This is a genomic window from Rahnella sikkimica, from assembly GCF_002951615.1.
GTDB lineage: Bacteria > Pseudomonadota > Gammaproteobacteria > Enterobacterales > Enterobacteriaceae > Rahnella > Rahnella sikkimica.
The window spans coordinates 326,638-348,523 of the sequence record NZ_CP019062.1 but is presented as its reverse complement, the minus strand read 5'-3'; the positions used below and the strand labels follow the sequence as shown (position 1 = coordinate 348,523).

Here is a 21,886-nt window from a genome sequence, read left to right as displayed (position 1 = left end):
CTTGCGGCTCCTTAAGGCAACAGACCTTTGACGTTGATCGGTTTGGCTTCGTTTTCCGCTTCGCCTTTCGGCTTACCGTCAACGGCCATACCGGACATCCGGTAGAAGTTATATTCCGGATATTTACCCGGCCCTGAAATCAGCAGATCTTCTTTTTCGTACACCAGATCCTGGCGCTTGAACTCACCCATTTCGAAGTCCGGCGTCAGCTGGATGGCTGTTGTCGGGCACGCTTCTTCACACAGACCGCAGAAAATGCAGCGTGAGAAGTTGATACGGAAGAATTCCGGGTACCAGCGACCGTCTTTATGCTCTGCTTTTTGCAGAGAAATACAGCCTACCGGACAGGCTACCGCACACAGGTTACAGGCAACGCAGCGCTCTTCGCCGTCCGGGTCGCGCGTCAGCACGATACGGCCACGGTAACGCGGAGGTGGATTGACCGGAACTTCAGGGTACATCTGGGTTTCGCGCTTGGCGAAGGCGTGTAAGCCTATCATCCACAAGCTGCGAACCTGGGTACCGAACCCGACCACTATGTCTTTCAATGTCATGGTTTCATCACCCCTTATTGCGCGTTGTACAAGATGACCGCAGCGGTCGCCAGCAGATTAAGCAAGGTCAATGGCAGGCAAACTTTCCAGCCAAATGACATCACCTGGTCGTAGCGGGGACGCGGTAAAGCCGCACGGATCAAAATGAACATCACCATGAAGAACGCTGTTTTCAATGCAAACCAGATAACCGGATACAGGAACGGTCCCTGCCAGCCACCGAAGAACAAGGTGACGATCAGCGCAGAGACAGTCACGATACCGATGTATTCCCCCACGAAGAACAGACCGAATTTCATACCGGAATATTCAATGTGGTAACCATCGGCCAGTTCCTGCTCGGCTTCCGGCTGGTCAAACGGGTGACGGTGACACACCGCAACACCGGCAATCGCAAAGGTCACGAAACCGAAGAACTGCGGAATGATATTCCACAGGTGCGCCTGCGAATTCACGATGTCTTGCAGGTTGAATGACCCCGCCTGCGCCACAACGCCCATCAGCGATAAGCCGAGGAACACTTCGTAGCTCAGGGTCTGGGCTGATGCACGCATCGCACCCAGCAGCGAGTATTTGTTGTTACTGGACCAGCCAGCGAACAACACCGCATAGACGGTCAGACCGGCCATCATCAGGAAGAACAAGATACCGATGTTCAGGTCTGCGGCGAACCAGGTCGGGCTGACCGGCACGATCGCAAAGGAGATCAACAGGGACGTAAACGCAATCATCGGGGCCAGCGTAAAGATGGCTTTGTCGGTGAATTTCGGAACCCAGTCTTCCTTGAAGAACATCTTAATCATGTCAGCCACGAGCTGCAGGGAACCGCCCCAGCCGACACGGTTTGGTCCGTACCGGTTCTGGAACAGACCCAGCAAGCGACGCTCGCCGAAACTCATGAAGGCCCCGCAGGTCACGACGACCAGCAGGATCACAATGGCTTTCAGGATAGCGATCAACGAATCGATCACAACAGGTGTAAACCAGCTCATTGTGCTGCCTCCCGCAGATTTTCAACCGTTGCGCCAACCAGCACCGGCGGAATACCCGGTAAGCCCAGCGGCAGGCCAAGCTGGCCCGGATTGAGGGTTTCACTCAGACGAACCGGCAGTTTGAGCTGCTGACCGGCACAGGTGAATTCCACCTGAGAACCGGCATTCACGCCTAACTGAGCGGCATCGGCCGGGTTAACCATCACATAAGGTTGTGGCATACGCTGCTGAATAACCGCAGAACGCTGAGTCATTTCTTCACTGCCAAACAGGTGATAGTAAGGCGCAACACGCCAGATATCACTCTGCGCAGTAAAGGCCGCCGGAATACCGGTGAAGTAGTCGAGGTTACCCTCCCCTGCTTCAATCAGACGCACACCCGGATCACCGTGGCGCAGACTGCCGCCCACTTCGCTCTGGAATTTGTTCCAGGCTTGCGGTGAGTTCCAGCCCGGTGCCCAGGCGAATGGCACCTGATTGCGGTTGGCTGTCGGGCTGTTGTTCCCTTCCATCGAGAAGGCAAACATGGTGTCTTTATCCTGCGGCTGACGCGGTTCGTGCACGCTGATGTTGGCGCGCATTGCGGTACGGCCACTTGAGCGGTGCGGAGAACGTGCCAGTTTCTGACCACGAATACGGAAGCTGGCGTTTGGCGCGGCTTCCACCATGCCTTTCAGCTGTGGAAGTGCTTCAACGCAGGCGTCGATAACGTGGTCAAGCTGAGTCCAGTCCACATGACGGCTGTTGATGGTGGAATGCAGCGAGTGCATCCAGCGCCAGCTTTCCAGCATGGAAACGGTGGTGTCGTAGTAAGCCGGGTCATAAACCTGGAAGAAACGCTGTGCGCGGCCTTCCTGGTTCACCAGCGTACCGTCGCTTTCGGCAAAACTTGCCGCAGGCAGGATCAGGCTGGCTTTATCCATGATGCGGGTGCGCTGATGGTCAACGACCAGCAGGTTTTGCACTTTCGCTAATGCCGCGTCCACGTTCGCTGCCGGAGCCTGACGGTAAAGGTCATTCTCCATCACGATGGCGCTGTCAGCGTCGCCGCGGGTCAGAAGCTCAAGGGCGTCATCCAGCGTGCCGCCGCCAATCATCGACAAACCGATGCTGTTGGCCGCAGAAGCCACGAAGGTGATGCCGACATTGCTGCCCGCCACTTTCAGTGCTTTCGCGATATTGGCTGCCGCTTCGATAATCGCATCAGAACCGGCGTTAGAACCGGTGATGATCAGTGGCTTGCGGGCACCTGTCAGCGCCTGCACGATCACGTCGATTTTCTTGTTCAGGCCTTCAGCCAGATCGGTAACCGCCGGTGCAGAATTATCCAGCGCATGGGCGATAGCAAAGCCGAAACGCGCCTGTTCATCGACCGGCGCACGGTAATTGTAAGCCGCGATATCATCAAGCTTGGTGTTGTCCACGTTCGTGATGAACAACGGATGCTTGGCGTGCTGGCCGATGTTTTGCACTGCCGCGATTTGCCAGTCGGCAACACGTTGTGCCGCCGCCATCGCGCGCGCTTTACCTTTCACCGCCTGACGGACAGACAGCGCGATACGTGCACCGGTCTGGGTTAAATCTTCGCCCAGCACCAGAACCGCATCATATTCTTCGATTTCACGCAGCGCTGGCGTGTGAACGCCGCTGTTGCGCAGAACGTTGAGCATCAGTTGCAAACGCCCTTGTTCTGCCGCGTTAATGCCTGTGTAGAAGTTTTCTGCCCCAACCAGTTCACGCAGCGCAAAGTTGCTTTCCAGGCTGGCACGCGGAGAACCGATACCGATGGTTTTCTTCGCCTGACGGATGATATCCGCCGCACCCTGCATCGCCTGTTCAGCGTTCAGTTCGATCCAGTCGTTACCCCGCAATTGCAGGGGTTTCTTCGGACGATCTTTCAGGTTTACGTAGCCATAACCGAAACGACCACGGTCGCAGAGGAAATAGTGGTTTACGGTACCGTTGTAGCGGTTTTCGATACGACGCAGTTCGCCATAACGCTCGCCAGGGCTGGTGTTACAGCCAACAGAACATTGCTGGCAGATGCTTGGCGCAAACTGCATGTCCCATTTACGGTTGTAGCGTTCGGAGTGCGTTTTATCGGTGAACACGCCGGTCGGACACACTTCTACCAGGTTACCGGAGAACTCGCTTTCCAGCGGGCCATCTTCCGGGCGACCGAAATAGACGTTGTCGTGCGCGCCATACACACCCAGATCAGTGCCGTCCGCGTAGTCCTTGTAGTAACGGACACAACGGTAGCAGGCGATACAACGGTTCATTTCATGCGAGATGAACGGACCGAGATCCTGGTTGTTATGGGTACGTTTGGTAAAGCGGTAACGGCGCATACTGTGGCCGGTCATCACCGTCATATCCTGAAGGTGACAGTTACCGCCTTCCTCACACACCGGACAGTCATGCGGGTGGTTGGTCATCAGCCATTCCACGACGCTTTCACGGAATTCTTTCGCTTCTCCGTCGTCGATGGAAATGAAGGTGCCATCAGACGCTGGTGTCATACATGACATCACCAGACGACCGCGCGTGTCTTCCGCATTTTGGTATTGCTTAACCGCACATTGGCGGCAAGCGCCGACGCTTCCCAGCGCCGGATGCCAGCAAAAATAAGGAATATCGAGGCCGAGAGAGAGGCAAGCCTGTAACAGGTTGTCCGCTCCGTCTACATCGTATTCTTTGCCGTCTACATGAATCGTAGCCATAGTCAGCATGCTTCCACGTGGCCCACCTGACGGCGGGCGTTAATCAAAAATTCTTGCCGGGTTGGCGTCTGTCCTGTTGGCAGCGCGTCCCTTGTTCCGGGAATTCGCGCACAGCGGGCTCACGTCCGCCGTCTGTTGCCTTCACTACCAGCGTTGTTTGAGCAGGTTGTTTGGCTGAATACCGCCAATCGCCCGCGCATTGTTGTAATGCTGTTTGGCGATACCCGCCTCGAACTCTTCCCGGAAATATTTAATCGCACTCTGCAATGGCTCCACGGCACCCGGCGCGTGTGCGCAGAAGGTTTTGCCCGGACCCAGCTGGCGGCAAAGCTGCTCAAGGGTTTCGATATCCCCTGGCTGGCCTTCGCCACGTTCCAGCGCGCGCAGAATTTTCACACTCCACGGCAAACCGTCGCGGCACGGTGTACACCAGCCACAGGATTCACGGGCGAAGAACTCTTCGAGGTTACGCACCAGCGGGACCATGCCGATTTCGTTATCCACCGCCATCGCCAGCGCCGTACCCAGACGGCTTCCGGCTTTACCAATGCTGGCAAAATCCATCGGCAGGTCGAGATGGTCAGCGGTCAGGAAGTCAGTCCCTGCCCCGCCCGGCTGCCAGGCTTTGAAGGTTAAACCATCGCGCATGCCACCGGCATACTCTTCGAGGATTTCTCGCGCCGTCGTACCAAATGGCAGTTCCCATACGCCCGGATTTTTCACCCGGCCAGAGAAGCCCATCAGTTTGGTCCCGGCATCTTCACTTTTGCCCGCAGAAATACCTTTGTACCAGTCCACGCCGTGCTCAAGGATTGCAGGCACGTTACACAGGGTTTCGACGTTGTTGACACAGGTCGGTTTACCCCAGGCACCGGCAGAAGCCGGGAACGGTGGTTTGGAACGCGGGTTGGCGCGACGGCCTTCCAGCGAGTTAATCAGCGCGGTTTCTTCACCACAGATGTAGCGACCCGCACCGGTGTGAACGATAAGTTCAAAATCAAAACCGGTGCCGAGGATATTTTTACCCAGCAGGCCCGCAGCTGTGGCTTCTTCGATTGCGCGACGCAGATTCACGGCGGCTTCGATGTATTCGCCACGCAGGAAAATGTAGCCACGGTAAGATTTCAGCGCGAACGCGGAGATCAACATGCCTTCCACCAGCAGGTGCGGCATTTGCTCCATCAGCATGCGATCTTTATACGTGCCCGGTTCCATCTCATCGGCGTTACACAGCAGATAGCGGATGTTCATGCTTTCGTCTTTCGGCATCAGGCTCCACTTCAGACCCGTGGAGAAACCTGCACCGCCGCGCCCTTTCAGGCCTGCGTCTTTCACCAAATTGACGATTTCTTCCTGCGCCATGCCTTTCAGCGCTTTTTCCGCACCGACGTAACCGTTTTTGCTACGGTATTCATCAATCCAGACAGGCTGTTTGTCATCGCGCATACGCCAGGTCAGCGGATGCATCTCTGGCGTGCGTTCGATATGTCGGGGTGTATAGGTCATGCGTAGCGCTCCAGTAGCGAGCCGATCGCTTCTGGCGTCAGGTGGCTGTGCGTGTCCTCATCAATCATCATTGAAGGGCCTTTGTCACAGTTCCCGAGGCAGCAGGTCGGCAGCAGGGTGAAGCGCCCGTCTTCGGTCGTTTCGCCCGGCTTGATGTGCAACTGTTGTTCAAGAGCAGCCTGGATCCCCTGATAACCGGTGATGTGGCACACCACGCTGTCACAGTAACGGATCACATGGCGGCCCACCGGCTGGCGGAAGATCTGGCTGTAGAATGTCGCCACACCTTCAACGTCGCTGGCGGGAATGCCCAGAACATCGGAGATCGCGTAGATTGCGCCGTCTGGTACCCAGCCACGCGCTTTCTGCACGATTTTCAACGCTTCGATAGACGCCGCGCGGGCATCTTCGTAGTGATGTTTTTCGTGTTCAATCGCTTCACGTTCAGCATCGCTCAGCACGAACACCGGCGGCGCAACAGGCTCGCTGACGTTGATGTACTGAACTTCTGAGTCTTTGTTGATATCTGTCATCGTTAGCGGTCCACATCTGACATTACAAAATCGATACTGCCCAGATACACGATCAGGTCGGATACCAGGCTGCCACGGATTACGGACGGGATCTGCTGCAAATGCGGGAAGCTCGGCGTACGGACGCGCGTGCGGTAGCTCATGGTGCTGCCGTCACTGGTCAGGTAGTAGCTGTTGATCCCTTTGGTGGCTTCAACCATCTGGAAAGACTCTTGCGCAGGCATGACCGGCCCCCACGACACCTGCAGGAAGTGCGTGATCAGGGTTTCGATATGTTGCAGCGTGCGCTCTTTCGGTGGCGGCGTGGTCAGCGGGTGATCCGCCTTGAACGGGCCTTCCGGCATGTTTTTGTAGCACTGTTCCAGAATGCGCAGGCTCTGACGAAGCTCTTCCACTTTCAGCATCACGCGGGAATAGCAGTCACTGACGCCATCGCCGGTCGGGATTTCAAAGTCGAAGTTTTCGTAACCGGAGTATGGACGCCATTTACGCACGTCGAACGGAATACCCGTTGCGCGCAGGCCAGCACCGGTGGTGCCCCAGGCCAGAGCGTCGTCAGCGTTATACGCCGCCACGCCTTTGGAACGGCCAATTAGAATGGTGTTTTTCAGTGCCGCTTTGACGTAGGAATCCAGACGCGCTGGCATCCAGTCAAGGAATTCACGCAGCAGACGATCCCAGCCTTTCGGCAGGTCATGTGCAACGCCACCAATACGGAACCAGGCCGGGTGCATACGGAAACCGGTGATCGCTTCCACCAGATCGTAGATTTTCTGACGATCGGTAAAGGCGAAGAACACGGGGGTCATTGCGCCCACGTCCTGAATAAACGTAGAGATGTACAGCAGGTGGCTGTTGATGCGGAACAGTTCAGACAACATCACGCGAATCGTGTTAACGCGGTCAGGCGTCACGATACCGGCCAGTTTTTCAACCGCCAGAACGTAAGGCATTTCGTTAACACAGCCGCCAAGATATTCGATGCGGTCGGTATACGGGATGTAGCTGTGCCAGGACTGGCGTTCGCCCATCTTTTCAGCACCACGGTGGTGGTAACCGACGTCCGGAACGCAGTCGACAATTTCTTCACCATCAAGCTGCAATACGATACGGAACGCACCGTGCGCAGACGGGTGGTTTGGCCCGAGGTTGAGGAACATGAAGTCCTCGTTGTCGGTACCGCGCTTCATGCCCCAGTCTTCCGGCTTGAAGGTCAGCGATTCCATCTCGAGTTCTTCTTTTTGCTTAGTCAGCTCATAAGGGTCGAACTCGGTGGCGCGCGCCGGGTAATCTTTACGCAGCGGGTGACCTTCCCAGGTCTGCGGCATCATGATGCGCGTCAGGTGCGGGTGGCCATCGAAGGTAATACCGAACATTTCCCAGGTTTCGCGCTCGTACCAGTTGGCGTTCGGGAACACCTTGGTGACGGTCGGAACATGGAGATCGTTTTCTGACAACGCCACTTTGATCATGATGTCGCGGTTACGCTCGACAGAAATCAGGTGGTAGAAAACGGAAAAATCCGCAGCCGGTAAACCGTCGCGGTGTGTACGTAAACGCTCATCAAAGCCATGCAAGTCGAAAAGCATGACATAAGGTTTTGGCTGTTTTCGTAAAAAGGTAATCGCTTCCAGTACCTGTTCGCGCTTGAACCATACCACGGGAATTCCGGTACGGGTTGCCTGAACAGTAAAGGCCTCTGGCCCAAAACGGTTACGCAATTCGCCGATAACCGGATCATCGAGATGATCACGGGTATGCCATGCTGGCAGGGCTGAATCTTGCGTCGTCAAATCTGTCATATTTTTTTCACCACACTAAATGGTCATTTATGCCGTAAGGGGGACACCTCACCCCTCAGGGTTGACTCTCAGACCGCAGTGTTAAATCTCGTCCGGCGAACGCAGATTTGTCACGGCAATACGCTCAGCACGTTTACGCTCTTTTTCAGACTGCATATTCGCGCGGTAAACACCCTGATCGCCGACAACCCATGACAATGGGCGACGTTCTTTACCGATAGATTCCTGCAGCAGCAGTAATGCCTGCATATAGGCTTCCGGACGCGGCGGGCAACCCGGGATATACACGTCGACAGGCAGGAACTTATCCACGCCCTGCACCACAGAGTAAATATCGTACATGCCGCCGGAATTCGCACAGGCACCCATCGAAATCACCCATTTTGGTTCCAGCATCTGGTCATATAGGCGCTGAATAACCGGGGCCATTTTGGTGAAGCAGGTCCCTGCAACCACCATGAAGTCAGCCTGACGGGGTGATGCACGCAGAACTTCTGCCCCAAAACGCGCAACGTCATGCACCGCAGTGAATGACGTCACCATTTCGACGTAGCAGCAGGAAAGGCCGAAGTTGTAGGGCCAGAGGGAATTTTTGCGTCCCCAGTTCACCATGCCGTGCAGTGATTCCTGGAGATTTCCCATGAAAACGCTGCGCTTAACCTGCTCCTGAAGAGGATCGCCGACGACCTCCTGAGACTGCAGAGGGTAACGGTCGTTCTCACCGTCCGGGTCTATGCGGGTGAGCGTATAGTCCATCTTAATGCCTCGCTATGACTGCTTACTGAGGGTGATTGTTGGTATTAATTGCCGGGCTTGGTTTCACAGGTCCTTTCGAACGTGTTGGCGTCCAGTCGAGTGCGCCAATTCGCACCAGATAGAACAAACCGGCCAGCAGTACCAAAATGAAAATGGTGGCTTCAACGAATCCCGTCCAGCCGCTTTCGCGGATTGACGTTGACCATGCATAGAGATACAGGGCTTCAACGTCGAAGATGACGAAAAACATTGCGACCAGATAGAACTTGGCGGAAAGGCGCAGACGGGCAGTGCCCACCGAGGCGATACCTGATTCAAAAGGCGTGTTTTTGTAGCGTGCTCTGGCTCTCCCGCCAAGAAACGCGGCGCCCAGTAACATCAGGCAGCACAGCCCAACGGCAACGATAAGAAAAACGGCGAACGCCCAGTGTTGAGCGATGACTTCAGTGGCTGTTGACATACTCATTGCTTACTCATCAAAAGTGGCACTTTGGCATCTGCTCTTAGGGTCGGCAGTTTGCGCACCACATCGATTCAAGGGAAGGATTAATAACCACACAGTTCACGGCTCAACAAGGCATTAAGCCAGTGATTTGTTGTGGGCTTTTTACCCTTTTCTATAACCTTTTGTCAACTTTGACAAAGGTATCTCCACACTAGTTTACATGCTTAGCATTTAATTAACATATCATGCGACGGTACATAAGCTAAATCGTGTCAGTTAAATACCGTGATAAAGCATAAGCCTGGGATGGGAGTTATGACATCTTTCGGACTTTCCTATTGTCGCAGGAATAGTCAGCGCTTCCACTCTCTTAATGGGGGTATTTTTTTGATCCATGTCAGAGTTCTGTCAATTTTGGGAGAAAAAAGGCCACACATTTAACAAGTTTTGTGGATTTTCAAAAAACGACAAGCGAATTGCGGAAAAAATTGATGCAATTTTTTAACCTAAAAAAACTCAGGATTTTGCGTCATTTAGTGAAGTGATAGTCAACGAAGATGACAGTCATAGCAGGAAATAAAAGGCATTAATGCAGGAAAAATCAAGTTTGAGGAGAGTTATTAAATGAAAGTGCTAAAAATATGACTTTTCTACCTCTAAAGAGGGTGAAGCCTTTACCCCCGCCCCGATGCTCGGAGGCGGAAGGTAAAGCCGGGGTTATTTTTAACTTTGAGAGTCTGTCAGGAACTCATGATCGTCATCCACAACGGGACGCGGACCATAGGCACTGAGAGAATAAGGATCATTCCCTTGCTCAACAGCGTTGAAAATCGCCATCGCCAGTTCATTTTCGCAACGGGCGTTTTTGTACAGCACGTACTGGGTGTCCGGCAGCCGTGGCAAACCATCCTGCTCGCCCAAAACACGCAGTTCCGGGCTCATCATTTCAATCGGCCGTGCGGTCACACCTAACCCTGCACGAACGGCGGCACGGATTGCAGACAGTGTTGACGCGACATAAGCAATACGCCATGGGATGCCCGCCTGATTAAGATGCTCTATCGCCATCATACGATACGGGCTGGGCTCATCAAGCACCACCAGCGGGACACTGTCCCCTGACGGATAGGCGAAATCAGCCGAGCAGTACCATAATGTTGGCGAAGTCCGCAGGACGATGTGCGGATGGTCGGTAGTGGTCATCGTCGTGATGGCCAAATCGACTTCCTCACTTTCCAGCATCGACAACATAAACGGGCTGCGTTTGACGCGAACATCAATAGACAGCTTCGGATAGACCGAGGTCACGCGGCTGAGCAGGAAAGGTAAGATAGTGTCAGCCGTATCGTCTGACGCACCAATCGTTATCCCGCCCTGAATATTGCTGTACATCAAAGAGGTGCAAGCTTCGTCGTTGAAACGAAGAATTTTCCTGGCGTACCCCAATAACTGAATACCGTGTTCAGTTAATAATTTATTGCGTCCATGTCTGGCAAACAGTTCTTTTCCAACGAGTTGTTCTAGACGTTGCATCTGTTGGCTGACCGCTGACTGAGTACGACACACGGCAGCAGCAGCCGCAGCGAACGTATTTAAATCAGCAACAGCTACAAATGTCCTCAACAGGTCAAGATCGAGATTGAGGATTGGACGATTTGCAATTGTCATAGTTTTTCTTCACTTTATAGAATCTAATAACAAGCTACCCTGATGGTGCGTCAAAGTACCCGCAAAAAGCAGAATACCAGATATGGCAGATACTCACGCATTTGATAAGTGAAATTGAGAAATATTTGTGCATGAAAGTTTTCCACTTTGTGAGCATCGAACCATTAAAAGCGCACACAATAATTCTGCACAAAGCATGAATGATTAGAGCGTCTTATTTAATATAGCCTCTCCCTGCAAAGCGTTCCACAAACCTCACGCCACCGCCCGTCATTGACAAAGACCTGACAATGGCGCGGCTTTCCTCAACAAAACATAAGCTAAATTAACTAATGAAACCGGGATATAAAAATATAATCTAATAAATTCATCAAGTCATGTGAATAAGCTTTTCATGCTTCACGTCATTAGTTGAATGAACATTAAGATTTTTCTCGTTTTATCAAATTTTGTTTATAGCGATTTTTATTAAATATATGTCAGAAAGCATTCACTTATTCTAAAAAGAATAGGATTCAGATATTCCCATGTCATGATCATTTATCCAGCACTTACTATTAATCATTAGATAAATAAAACTAATTCTCGTTAAGCTTTTTTCACTGATAATCACGAGGTTACATTTTTTTTTCAGAATTAGTCGAGCTTTGGTAAGTTTTCATGATGTTCTGTTCAATAAAAAGGCAATCGCTACTTTTAAACGGCGATCACAGTGCAGCAAAAACAGTGAATTTATCGGTTACAAATCGACCATTTGCCAAATAAAAAATCACCAAAACAAAAACAATAAGAATTAAACACCATTTACCATCCTGTCAGCCAAGGTAAAAACCCACCTCAGACTGCATTACTGCTGTTTTTCACCAAAACAGTGCGCAGCCCTTCTCACACCCGCTCCGGGGGAGTAAATTGAGTCCTTCGCACTGTTCTACGGTTGCTACGCGCCAGGGAAGAACAGGCTTTACTGCAAAAGGCTCCCATTTACATGTCCCCGATTGAAAAATCCCACAAACTGGACAACGTCTGTTATGACATTCGCGGCCCGGTGCTCAAAGAAGCAAAACGTCTTGAAGAAGAAGGCAACAAAGTCCTCAAACTGAACATCGGTAACCCCGCCCCGTTCGGTTTTGACGCGCCTGATGAAATCCTGATTGACGTTATCCGCAACTTACCGACCTCACAGGGCTACTGTGATTCAAAAGGCCTGTTTTCTGCACGTAAAGCAATCATGCAGCACTATCAGGCGCGCGAGATGCGCGACATCACGGTTGAAGACATTTACATCGGTAACGGTGTTTCTGAGCTGATCGTTCAGTCAATGCAGGCATTGCTGAACACGGGCGATGAAATGCTGGTGCCTGCCCCCGATTATCCGTTGTGGACCGCTGCGGTTTCTCTCTCCGGCGGTAACGCGGTGCATTACCTGTGCGATGAAGGCGCCGACTGGTTCCCGGATATCGCCGACATTCGTGACAAGATCACGCCGCGCACCCGTGGCATTGTGATCATCAACCCGAACAATCCGACCGGCGCGGTTTACAGCAAAGAATTGCTGATGCAGATCGTCGAGATTGCGCGTGAACATAACCTGATCATTTTTGCCGACGAAATCTACGACAAGATCCTGTACGACGAAGCGCAGCACATTTCCATTGCATCGCTGGCACCGGATTTGCTGACCGTGACCTTTAATGGTCTGTCAAAAACCTACCGCGTTGCCGGTTTCCGTCAGGGCTGGATGGTGCTGAACGGCCCGAAAAAGCACGCCAAAGGCTATATAGAAGGTCTGGAAATGCTGGCCTCTATGCGCTTATGCGCCAACGTACCGATGCAACACGCCATTCAGACGGCGCTGGGCGGTTACCAGAGCATCAGCGAGTTCATTCAGCCAGGCGGGCGTCTGGTTGAGCAACGTGACCGCGCGTGGGAACTGATTAACCAGATCCCTGGCGTGTCCTGCGTGAAACCGAAAGGCGCGTTGTATATGTTCCCGCGTATTGATGCGAAGCGTTTCAATATTCACGATGACCAGAAAATGGTGCTCGATTTGCTGCTACAGCAAAAAGTACTGCTGGTTCAGGGTTCCGCATTTAACTGGCCTTACCCCGACCACGTCCGCATCGTCACGCTGCCACGCGTGGACGAACTGGAAATGGCAGTGAACAAGTTTGGCCGTTTCCTCGAAACCTACCGTCAGTAATGATCCGGGCGCAGATATCTGCGCCCTTTTTTCTTTCTGCGTATTTCCGCATTTGCATAACGGTTTCGCACTGCTCACAATGGACTTTCATTCACCGTTGTTATTGAGAGTGCTATGAGTCAGAGCCATTTTTTCGCCCACCTTTCCCGTCTTAAACTGATCAGCCGCTGGCCGCTGATGCGCAATGTCCGCACCGAGAATGTGTCCGAACACAGCCTCCAGGTCGCCTTTGTGGCTCATGCATTAGCCGTGATCAAAAATCGTAAATTTAGCGGCAATCTCAGTCCCGAACGCGTTGCCCTGCTGGCGATGTACCACGATGCCAGTGAAGTACTGACCGGCGATATGCCGACGCCTATCAAGTATTACAATCCGCAAATTGCCCACGAATACAAAAAAATCGAGAAAATTGCTCAGCAAAAGCTGATAGAAATGCTGCCCAAAGAATTGCAGGAAGATTTTCGTCCGCTGATTGACGAGCATTACTATTCGGAAGAAGAAAAACTGACGGTAAAACAGGCCGATGCCCTGTGTGCTTACCTGAAATGTCTGGAAGAATTGTCTGCGGGTAATAACGAATTTACGCTGGCAAAAGCGCGTCTGGAGAAAACACTGGCCGACAGAAAAAGCCCGGAAATGGATTACTTCATGGAAGTCTTTATCCCGAGCTTCAGTCTGTCACTGGATGAAATCAGCCTCGATTCCCCGCTCTGATAACCTTCTTCAGGTCAGAAAGGGAAAAGTACCGGCACCAGAAAAATGCTGACGGCCATCACCAGCAGCGTAAACGGCACGCCTATGCGGATGAAATCACCGAACTTGTAGTTGCCGGGCACCATCACCAGTGTATTCACCGGTGATGAAACCGGCGTCATGAACGCCGCCGAAGCGGCAATCGCGATAATCATGGTAAACGGATAAGGCGAAACCTCCATCTGATGCGCCGCCGCAATCGCGATCGGTGCCATCAGAACAGCCGTTGCTGTGTTGGAAATAAACAGCCCGATACCGGCACAGAGTACAAACAAACTCAGCAACATCATGTACGGGCCATACCCTCCGCTCACCTCCATCAGACCTTTCACGATCAGTGCCACGCCGCCGGTTTTTTGCAGCGCCAGAGCGAAAGGCATCATCCCGACGATCAGCAGCAGACTCGGCCAGTGAATGGCTTTATACGCGCCCTCCATTGTGATGCAGCGGAATTTCCCCATAAGGATACAGGCAATAATGGCCGCGATGGCATTCGGCACATCGTCGGTGAGCATTAACGCCACCATCAGCGCCAGACAAAACAGCGCATGCGGTGCCTGACTGAGCGCGGGCGCGACTTCATCCACTTCGGCGGGCAGATTGAGCACAATGAAATCATGCATCTGTTGCTGTAACTGGCGGATAAGCTTCCAGTCGCCAATTACCAGCAGCATATCGCCCAGTTGTAAGACTTCATCAACCAGCTTGCCGTCCAGCGCTTCGCCCTGACGGCGAATACCGACCACGTTCAAACCGTATGTAGAGCGGAACGCTACGTCGCGCAGCGTTTTACCCAGCAGTTCAGAGTCGGGAATGAGTGAAACTTCCGCCATACCGACATCCCGTGACTGCTCGGAAAAATACTCGCCACGTAACACCATTGGCTCAAGCATTTCATCGGTGCAAAACTGGCGGACAGAAACGTCGGGATCGGCCATATCCAGCAGCAATACGTCGCGGGCAAACAGCTCGGTGTTCCCGGTTGCGCTGATCATGACACGGCGGAACTTGCGCCAGCGCTCGATACCGACCACGTTTGCGCCGTAGCGGGAACGCAGGTGCAAATCGTCCAGCGTGCGCCCGACCAGCGGGGAACCGGGACGGATGGTCATCCGGCGCGCGCGGCCGGTCAGATGATAATCGCGAATCAGGTCGCGAAAAGTACGGCGTTTCCAGCGTTGCTTATCCTGCGAGGCGTCATCGGATGATAACCAGCGGCGGGCAACCAGCATATATCCCACGCCCATCACCAGTACCACCAGCCCCACGGGCGTTACGCCAAAGAAACCGAAACCGTCAAACCCTTCGCGCAGTAACTCACTGTTAACCACCATGTTGGGCGGCGTGGCGACCAGCGTCATCATTCCGCTGATCAGCCCCGCAAAGCTCAGCGGCATCATCAGGCGGGCGGGAGAGATTTTCATGCGGGCAGAAACACTGATAACAACGGGGATAAAAATCGCCACTACGCCGGTTGAACTCATGAACGCGCCCAGCTCGGCAACGGTCAGCATTAATAAAACCAGCATCCGGGTTTCGCTGTTACCCGCGACTTTCATCAGCCAGTCGCCCACCTGATAAGCCACGCCAGTTCTGACCAGCCCGTGTCCGACGACAAACAACGCCGCAATCAGAATCACGTTCGGGTCGCTAAATCCGGCCAGCGCTTCATTGATGGTCAGCGTTCCGCTCAGCACAAAAGCAATGATGACGAGTAACGCCACGATATCCATCCGCAGCGTATTGCGCGCGAATAACACCATAGCGATCACCAGAAGTATCACTACCCAGATTAATTCACCGGTCAAAACAAACTCCTTTTGCGTTGAGATGGCGGGCATAAACTCAGTGAATACCCCAAATAATTCAAATTGCATCAAGGCGGCAACGGAATAAATCCCGGGAGCTTACAAGAGTAAGTGACCGGGATTTGTGAAGGCAGCCAACGCAGAGGCAGTTTGAAGTATGACGGGTATCAGGATGGCATAAAAAAACCCCGCTGCTGCGGGGTTTATATCAAGTAAAGGCGTTAATTGTACTTTTTATGCGCTTAACGCAGGCTGACGGTCACACCGTTCTCGGAAGGGTTAAGCATCAGAACGTCCAGCGAGGAAAGATCGAAATCTACGTCTTCGATTCCCGGTGTGTCTGACGGCGCGTTAACCGCGATCACTTTGCACCCGGCGGCAAGACCGGCCATCACACCCGCTGCGGCATCTTCCACCACCACACAATCTTCCGGTGCCAGCCCCAGACGTTCTGCGCCCAGCAAATAGGCATCCGGCTGAGGCTTGCCGTGTTTGACCTGTTCCGCCGTGATGAATACTTCCGGTTCAGGCAAATTCGCGGCTTTATGACGCGCGCTGGCCACTGGCATAGAACCCGATGTCACAATCGCCCAAGGAATGTTCATGCGGTTCAGTTCGCTCAGAATAAGATGAGCGCCCGGCAGAGCCGTCACCCCTTCGGTGTCCGTGGCTTCAATCTGTTCCAGCTTATCGAACTCTTCCTGAATCTTTTCTTCACTTGCGCCTTCCATGAAATGACGTAAAGAAGTGATTGCCTGTTTGCCGTGAATAAATGCCAGCACATCCCGCGGGTTAGCCCCCCAGCTGAGTGCCCAGTTAATCCAGGAACGCTCTACGGCGGGCAGTGAATCCACTAACGTTCCATCAAGGTCGAACAAGAAACCTTTGCACTCCACAGGCAATTCCTCTTTAGTTATCTCAATTTAGGCATTGATAATTTGCGCTATCTCTACGGCGCTCAAATGGTACTGACGAGGACAAGATTGCCATACCGCCAGCATCCGCTGGTACTTTTCCCACATTTTGGTCTGTGCGTTAAAGCCGTGCGTCCCCGCATCAAAATCAGTGTAACGTCCTTCGGTATTCACCATAAAGCGGACATAGCTTAAATAGCGGGATTCTGTGGCGGCATCAAAACCGAGGAAATCAATACGACGACGGTCCAAATCCTGCGTGTCTTTCAGATTTGTCCATGAAACCTGCATCGCATGGTGCATTTCCATAATGTTAATGACGGTGCGGCAGGTTTCTTCCGGCAATTCGCCAAAATCCCTGTCCAGCTCGCGCATTTGCAAACCAAAGCCCCGTTCGATCACCGTTTGTAAACGGCGATATCGCTCCGCGTTATCAGGATCCAGCATGGTCATCATTTTATATTGATTCGACAAAATCAGGCGTTGAGCGTTCGTCATTTCCATCGTGAAAATCCTCATGTCTGCATAATGAGCAAAGCATGGCATAGCGCAAAGTTCTGCGAAATCGCAAGCACACCATTCTTTGATTTGGGTCTGGATCTCATCTGAAATAATGGCCGGAGGAGATGTTCCTCCGGTCAAAATGCGGCGTAAAGCGATGGTAATGACGGGACGGGCAGAATTACAAATCGTCTAAAAAGGTTTTATCGAGCTGTTTGAAAGCCCGTTTGAGCACATCGGCCAGCGACTGATATGTTGGCGTGCCTTCAATGGGCGCTAATGCCTGCCCGGCTTCGACGAGTTTATTGCGCACATCGTGAAACCAGCTCATCAGCGTCGGCGGCAGCGGCGTCAGGGAGCGGCGGCCGAGCCACCACAACCCTTGCATCGGCAGGCTACAGGCAAAAATGGCGGTCGCCACGGCCGGGCCCAGTTGTCCGCCCATGGCGATTTGCCAGCTGAGCGTAAAGACGGCGACGGCGGGCATCACACGAACGGCAAATCGGGTGGCGCTGGAAATCCGGTTTTCAGGGAACACCGGAGCCAGGCGTTTATCTGACGGCCATGTTTTCATATAGTGCTGACCGCGCTGGAAAACCTGGAACCAGCCTACGGAGCCTGTTGGCTTACTCGTCATAGATGCACCTCAACTTCACGTATAAAATTTAAAATTTATTTGTAAAACACAAACTGGAGTTTACCACGATAAAATATATTTTGTTTTTGCTGGCGCCTGTCGGTATTCTATCGCAGCCTTGCATACCTCTCAGCCGACAAGGTCAATATAAAGTTGGGGCGGGAACGCGAAATTGCAATGTTCTCTCCCTACATTAAGCATAGTGCCTTGCGTCGGGTGGTTTTGTAATTAGTTATTGTATTTTTTGTTAGTGTTTTTACTTATTAGCAACATTCTGAAGAGGCATAACAGGAACGTTTTCGTCTGCAAGACAGACGTTTCACCGTTATCCGGGAGATTATAAAATCTGTTCCCGGCGATTCTTCAGCTTTTTCATCGTCATGCCTGTTATGGCTCTCTGGCATGATGTTAATCATAATTGTCGCCGCCATTATGCGCTACGCTTGATGTCAGACTGACGATTTATTAACCACGTGTATTGTTTTTTTTAAACAGCACCAACAATAAATAGGTACTTCCATGTCGAGTAAGCTTGTACTGGTTCTTAACTGTGGTAGTTCTTCCCTTAAGTTTGCCATCATTGATGCAGCAAACGGTGAAGAACACATTTCAGGTTTAGCCGAATGTTTCCATCTGCCAGAAGCACGCATTAAATGGAAAATGGACGGTGGCAAAGAAGAAGCCGCTTTAGGTGCGGGTGCCGCACACAGTGAAGCGCTGAAATACATCGTTAACAACATTCTGAGCCAAAAACCTGAACTGTCTGCAGAGCTGGTAGCAATCGGCCACCGCATCGTTCACGGCGGCGAAAAGCTGACTAAATCCATGCTGATCACCGACACGGTCATCGAGGGTATCAAAGAATCTATCCCGTTTGCACCGCTGCACAACCCGGCTCACCTGATCGGTATTGATGAAGCACTGAAATCTTTCCCTAAACTGGCTGACAAAAACGTTGCTGTCTTTGACACCGCGTTCCATCAGACCATGCCTGAAGAGTCTTACCTCTACGCGCTGCCGTACAGCCTGTATAAAGATCACCACATCCGTCGTTACGGCGCACACGGCACCAGCCACTTTTATGTGACGCAGGAAGCCGCGAAAATGCTGAACAAGCCAGTGGAAGAAGTGAACCTGATCACTTGCCACCTGGGTAACGGCGGTTCTGTCAGCGCAATCCGTAACGGTAAATGCGTGGATACTTCCATGGGTCTGACCCCGCTGGAAGGTCTGGTCATGGGTACCCGTAGCGGTGACATCGACCCGGCAATCATCTTCCACCTGCACGATTCTCTGGGCATGAGCGTTGATCAAATCAACAAAATGCTGACCAAAGAATCCGGCCTGCTGGGCCTGACTGAAGTCACCAGCGACTGCCGCTATGTTGAAGACAACTACGCCACCAAAGCTGACGCTAAACGTGCAATGGACGTGTTCTGCCACCGTCTGGCGAAATACATCGGTGCGTATACTTCACTGATGGAAGGCCGTCTGGACGCTATCGTGTTCACCGGTGGTATCGGCGAAAACGCAGCGATGGTTCGCGAATTGTCTCTGGACAAACTGGGCCTGCTGGGCTTTGAAGTTGACCACGAGCGCAACCTGGCTGCACGCTTTGGCAAATCCGGTGCGATCAACAAAGAAGGCACCCGTACCGCTCTGGTTATCCCAACCAATGAAGAGCTGGTGATTGCCCAAGACGCCGCGCGTCTGACCGCATAAAACGACCCTAAACTGCCAGCGAAAGCTGGCAGTCTTTTTTCTACTATCATCAAAGGCAAACGCCGCCCGTTTGGACGCACCGCGCAGGATAATCATCGCGCTTATGCTGATCATTATCCCCTCTGCACAAACCTGCGAATGTTCTTGCCTGGCAACCGTCAAAGAGGTTTAGCCGTGTCCCGTACAATTATGTTGATCCCAACAGGCACCAGCGTAGGTCTGACCAGCGTCAGCCTGGGTGTCATCCGTGCAATGGAACAAAAAGGCGTCAGCCTGAGCATCTTCAAGCCTATCGCGCAACCGCGAGCTGGCGGCGATGCACCTGACCAGACCACTACCATCATTCGTGCTAACTCCACCGTGACCGCAGCCGAACCGCTGAAAATGAGCCACGTTGAAGCCTTGCTGAGTTCAAACCAGCAAGACGTGCTGATGGAAGAAATCATCGCGCGTTACCATGAAAACACCAAGGACGCTGAAGTTGTCCTGGTTGAAGGTCTGGTTCCTACGCGTAAACACCAGTTCGCGAATGCCCTGAACTATGAAATCGCCAAAACCCTGAACGCAGAAATCGTCTTTGTTCTGGCGCTGGGCAACGATTCACCGGCACAGCTGAAAGAGCGCATCGAACTGGCGAGCAGCAGCTTCGGCGGCAGCAAGAACAAAAACATCACCGGCGTTATCATCAACAAACTGAACGCGCCGGTTGACGATCAGGGGCGTACACGTCCTGACCTGTCTGAAATCTTCGATGATTCGAACAAAGCCAGCGTTGCAAACGTTGACCCGACGCAGCTGTTTGCCAACAGCCCGCTGCCGGTTCTGGGTTGCATTCCGTGGAGCTTCGAACTGATTGCCACCCGCGCAATCGACATGGCGAAACACCTGAATGCCCGCATCATCAACGAAGGCGATGTCAAAACCCGTCGCGTGAAGTCCGTGACTTTCTGTGCACGCAGCATTCCTCATATGCTGGAACATTTTCGTCCGGGTTCACTGCTGGTGACGTCCGCAGACCGTCCTGACGTGCTGGTTTCCGCCTGTCTGGCCGCGATGAACGGCGTTGAAATCGGCGCAATTCTGCTGACCGGCGGTTATGAAATTGATGACCGCATCAACCAGCTGTGCGAACGTGCTTTCCAGACTGGCCTGCCGGTCTTCATGGTCGACACCAACACCTGGCAGACTTCCCTGAGCCTGCAAAGCTTCAATCTGGAAGTGCCTGCGGACGACCATCAGCGCGTTGAGAAACTGCAACAATACGTGGCGTCTCACATCAATGCTGACTGGATCAACTCCCTGAGCGCGCACTCCGAGCGTTCACGTCGTCTGTCTCCTCCGGCCTTCCGTTATCAGCTGACCGAACTGGCGCGCAAAGCCGGAAAACGTATCGTTCTGCCAGAAGGCGACGAGCCACGTACCGTGAAAGCGGCTGCGCTGTGTGCTGAACGTGGTATCGCGGAATGCGTTCTGTTGGGTAACCCTGACGAAATCAAACGCGTGGCAGCGGCTCAGGGCGTGACGCTGGGTAAAGGCATCGAAATCGTTGATCCGGTGGTTGTGCGTGAAGAATACGTTGCACGTCTGGTTGAGTTGCGTAAAAGCAAAGGGATGACCGAAGTGGTTGCCCGCGAACAACTGGAAGACAACGTGGTTCTGGGCACACTGATGCTGGAACAGGGTAACGTTGACGGTCTGGTTTCCGGTGCTGTTCACACCACCGCAAACACCATTCGTCCTCCGTTGCAGCTGATCAAAACCGCACCGGGCAGCTCGCTGGTTTCTTCTGTGTTCTTCATGCTGCTGCCTGACCAGGTTCTGGTTTACGGTGACTGCGCGATCAACCCGGATCCCACCGCTGAACAACTGTCAGAAATCGCAATCCAGTCTGCGGATTCCGCGGCTGCATTCGGTATCGAACCGCGTGTTGCGATGATCTCCTACTCCACCGGTAACTCCGGTGCAGGCAGCGATGTTGAGAAAGTGCGTGAAGCGACCCGTCTGGCGCAGGAAAAACGTCCTGACCTGATCATCGATGGTCCGCTGCAATACGACGCCGCGATCATGGCTGACGTTGCGAAATCCAAAGCACCTAACTCACCGGTTGCGGGTAAAGCTACGGTGTTCATCTTCCCTGACCTGAACACCGGTAATACTACGTATAAAGCGGTACAGCGTTCTGCGGATCTGGTCTCTATCGGGCCGATGTTGCAGGGTATGCGTAAACCGGTTAACGACCTGTCCCGTGGCGCGCTGGTTGACGATATCGTCTACACCGTTGCCCTGACTGCGATTCAGTCTGCGCAGGCAGATGAGGCGGCAGCAGCGAAATAAGCTGAAGCCCCTGAACGTCAAACGCCGGTCTTTTTGAC

At 52.8% G+C, this 21,886-nt stretch carries 17 protein-coding genes; 4 read left to right on the top strand and 13 right to left on the bottom strand.

The genetic code is table 11. The annotated features are described in order from the left end of the window. Positions 1-11: 11 nt before the first annotated feature. From nuoI to lrhA, 9 genes are all read right to left on the bottom strand, one after another. Positions 12-554 (bottom strand): NADH-quinone oxidoreductase subunit NuoI, encoded by a 543-nt coding sequence (gene nuoI, locus BV494_RS01670; RefSeq protein ID WP_104921276.1) that lies wholly within the window; start codon positions 552-554, stop codon positions 12-14. A 14-nt stretch (positions 555-568) separates the two neighbouring features. Then, positions 569-1,546: an NADH-quinone oxidoreductase subunit NuoH gene (gene nuoH / locus BV494_RS01665; RefSeq protein ID WP_104921275.1), complete on the bottom strand. Its 978-nt coding sequence runs from the start codon at positions 1,544-1,546 to the stop codon at positions 569-571. Next, positions 1,543-4,269, bottom strand: a complete 2,727-nt coding sequence (nuoG, locus tag BV494_RS01660; protein WP_104921274.1) for an NADH-quinone oxidoreductase subunit NuoG — start codon at positions 4,267-4,269, stop codon at positions 1,543-1,545. The genes nuoH and nuoG overlap by 4 nt, the downstream gene beginning before the upstream one ends. Positions 4,270-4,413: 144 nt before the next feature. Then, the gene (nuoF, locus tag BV494_RS01655; protein ID WP_104921273.1) at positions 4,414-5,775 is read right to left on the bottom strand and encodes an NADH-quinone oxidoreductase subunit NuoF; all 1,362 of its coding nucleotides are present in this window, start codon (positions 5,773-5,775) and stop codon (positions 4,414-4,416) included. Then, the gene (gene nuoE, locus BV494_RS01650; protein WP_226790007.1) at positions 5,772-6,308 is read right to left on the bottom strand and encodes an NADH-quinone oxidoreductase subunit NuoE; all 537 of its coding nucleotides are present in this window, start codon (positions 6,306-6,308) and stop codon (positions 5,772-5,774) included. Before nuoE ends, nuoF begins: the two co-directional genes overlap by 4 nt. Before the next feature lie 2 nt (positions 6,309-6,310). Beyond that, the gene (nuoC, locus tag BV494_RS01645) at positions 6,311-8,110 is read right to left on the bottom strand and encodes an NADH-quinone oxidoreductase subunit C/D (RefSeq protein WP_104921272.1); all 1,800 of its coding nucleotides are present in this window, start codon (positions 8,108-8,110) and stop codon (positions 6,311-6,313) included. A gap of 81 nt (positions 8,111-8,191) precedes the next feature. Further along, positions 8,192-8,866: a NuoB/complex I 20 kDa subunit family protein gene (locus BV494_RS01640; protein ID WP_013574590.1), complete on the bottom strand. Its 675-nt coding sequence runs from the start codon at positions 8,864-8,866 to the stop codon at positions 8,192-8,194. Between the two features lie 22 nt (positions 8,867-8,888). After that, complete coding sequence (locus BV494_RS01635; protein WP_104921271.1) at positions 8,889-9,332, bottom strand: NADH-quinone oxidoreductase subunit A; 444 nt, start codon at positions 9,330-9,332, stop codon at positions 8,889-8,891. Between the two features lie 702 nt (positions 9,333-10,034). Beyond that, positions 10,035-10,979: a transcriptional regulator LrhA gene (gene lrhA / locus BV494_RS01630; protein ID WP_104921270.1), complete on the bottom strand. Its 945-nt coding sequence runs from the start codon at positions 10,977-10,979 to the stop codon at positions 10,035-10,037. A 985-nt stretch (positions 10,980-11,964) separates the two neighbouring features. Here lrhA and BV494_RS01625 point away from each other — a divergent pair. Further along, complete coding sequence (locus tag BV494_RS01625; protein ID WP_104921269.1) at positions 11,965-13,179, top strand: pyridoxal phosphate-dependent aminotransferase; 1,215 nt, start codon at positions 11,965-11,967, stop codon at positions 13,177-13,179. A 114-nt stretch (positions 13,180-13,293) separates the two neighbouring features. After that, positions 13,294-13,893, top strand: coding sequence for a 5'-deoxynucleotidase (gene yfbR / locus BV494_RS01620; RefSeq protein ID WP_104921268.1), 600 nt, complete (start codon positions 13,294-13,296; stop codon positions 13,891-13,893). 14 nt (positions 13,894-13,907) lie between these two features. Here yfbR and BV494_RS01615 read toward each other — a convergent pair whose 3' ends face one another. The 4 genes from BV494_RS01615 to yfbV all read right to left on the bottom strand — a co-directional run bounded on the left by BV494_RS01615 (position 13,908) and on the right by yfbV (position 17,792). Beyond that, on the bottom strand, positions 13,908-15,740 hold the full coding sequence (locus BV494_RS01615; protein WP_104924668.1) for an SLC13 family permease: 1,833 nt from the start codon (positions 15,738-15,740) through the stop codon (positions 13,908-13,910). Between the two features lie 242 nt (positions 15,741-15,982). Beyond that, positions 15,983-16,636 carry a sugar phosphatase gene (locus BV494_RS01610; protein WP_104921267.1) on the bottom strand — a complete coding sequence of 218 codons (654 nt, stop codon included), beginning with the start codon at positions 16,634-16,636 and terminating at the stop codon, positions 15,983-15,985. A gap of 27 nt (positions 16,637-16,663) precedes the next feature. Beyond that, positions 16,664-17,158, bottom strand: a complete 495-nt coding sequence (locus tag BV494_RS01605) for a YfbU family protein (protein WP_104921266.1) — start codon at positions 17,156-17,158, stop codon at positions 16,664-16,666. A gap of 178 nt (positions 17,159-17,336) precedes the next feature. Further along, complete coding sequence (gene yfbV, locus BV494_RS01600) at positions 17,337-17,792, bottom strand: terminus macrodomain insulation protein YfbV (protein WP_104921265.1); 456 nt, start codon at positions 17,790-17,792, stop codon at positions 17,337-17,339. 519 nt (positions 17,793-18,311) lie between these two features. On the opposite strand from yfbV, the gene ackA reads away from it, so the two are divergent. After that, complete coding sequence (ackA, locus tag BV494_RS01590) at positions 18,312-19,514, top strand: acetate kinase (protein WP_104921264.1); 1,203 nt, start codon at positions 18,312-18,314, stop codon at positions 19,512-19,514. Between the two features lie 189 nt (positions 19,515-19,703). Then, positions 19,704-21,848 (top strand): phosphate acetyltransferase, encoded by a 2,145-nt coding sequence (gene pta / locus BV494_RS01585; protein WP_192938123.1) that lies wholly within the window; start codon positions 19,704-19,706, stop codon positions 21,846-21,848. Positions 21,849-21,886 lie beyond the last annotated feature (38 nt).

Bases quoted from the DNA above. Each gene is read 5' to 3' on its own strand.
- nuoI (WP_104921276.1), bottom strand. From the start codon at position 554: ATGACATTGAAAGACATAGTGGTCGGGTTCGGTACCCAGGTTCGCAGC.
- nuoH (WP_104921275.1), bottom strand. From the start codon at position 1,546: ATGAGCTGGTTTACACCTGTTGTGATCGATTCGTTGATCGCTATCCTG.
- nuoG (WP_104921274.1), bottom strand. From the start codon at position 4,269: ATGGCTACGATTCATGTAGACGGCAAAGAATACGATGTAGACGGAGCG.
- nuoF (WP_104921273.1), bottom strand. From the start codon at position 5,775: ATGACCTATACACCCCGACATATCGAACGCACGCCAGAGATGCATCCG.
- nuoE (WP_226790007.1), bottom strand. From the start codon at position 6,308: ATGACAGATATCAACAAAGACTCAGAAGTTCAGTACATCAACGTCAGC.
- nuoC (WP_104921272.1), bottom strand. From the start codon at position 8,110: ATGACAGATTTGACGACGCAAGATTCAGCCCTGCCAGCATGGCATACC.
- BV494_RS01640 (WP_013574590.1), bottom strand. From the start codon at position 8,866: ATGGACTATACGCTCACCCGCATAGACCCGGACGGTGAGAACGACCGT.
- BV494_RS01635 (WP_104921271.1), bottom strand. From the start codon at position 9,332: ATGAGTATGTCAACAGCCACTGAAGTCATCGCTCAACACTGGGCGTTC.
- lrhA (WP_104921270.1), bottom strand. From the start codon at position 10,979: ATGACAATTGCAAATCGTCCAATCCTCAATCTCGATCTTGACCTGTTG.
- BV494_RS01625 (WP_104921269.1), top strand. From the start codon at position 11,965: ATGTCCCCGATTGAAAAATCCCACAAACTGGACAACGTCTGTTATGAC.
- yfbR (WP_104921268.1), top strand. From the start codon at position 13,294: ATGAGTCAGAGCCATTTTTTCGCCCACCTTTCCCGTCTTAAACTGATC.
- BV494_RS01605 (WP_104921266.1), bottom strand. From the start codon at position 17,158: ATGGAAATGACGAACGCTCAACGCCTGATTTTGTCGAATCAATATAAA.
- yfbV (WP_104921265.1), bottom strand. From the start codon at position 17,792: ATGACGAGTAAGCCAACAGGCTCCGTAGGCTGGTTCCAGGTTTTCCAG.
- ackA (WP_104921264.1), top strand. From the start codon at position 18,312: ATGTCGAGTAAGCTTGTACTGGTTCTTAACTGTGGTAGTTCTTCCCTT.
- pta (WP_192938123.1), top strand. From the start codon at position 19,704: ATGTTGATCCCAACAGGCACCAGCGTAGGTCTGACCAGCGTCAGCCTG.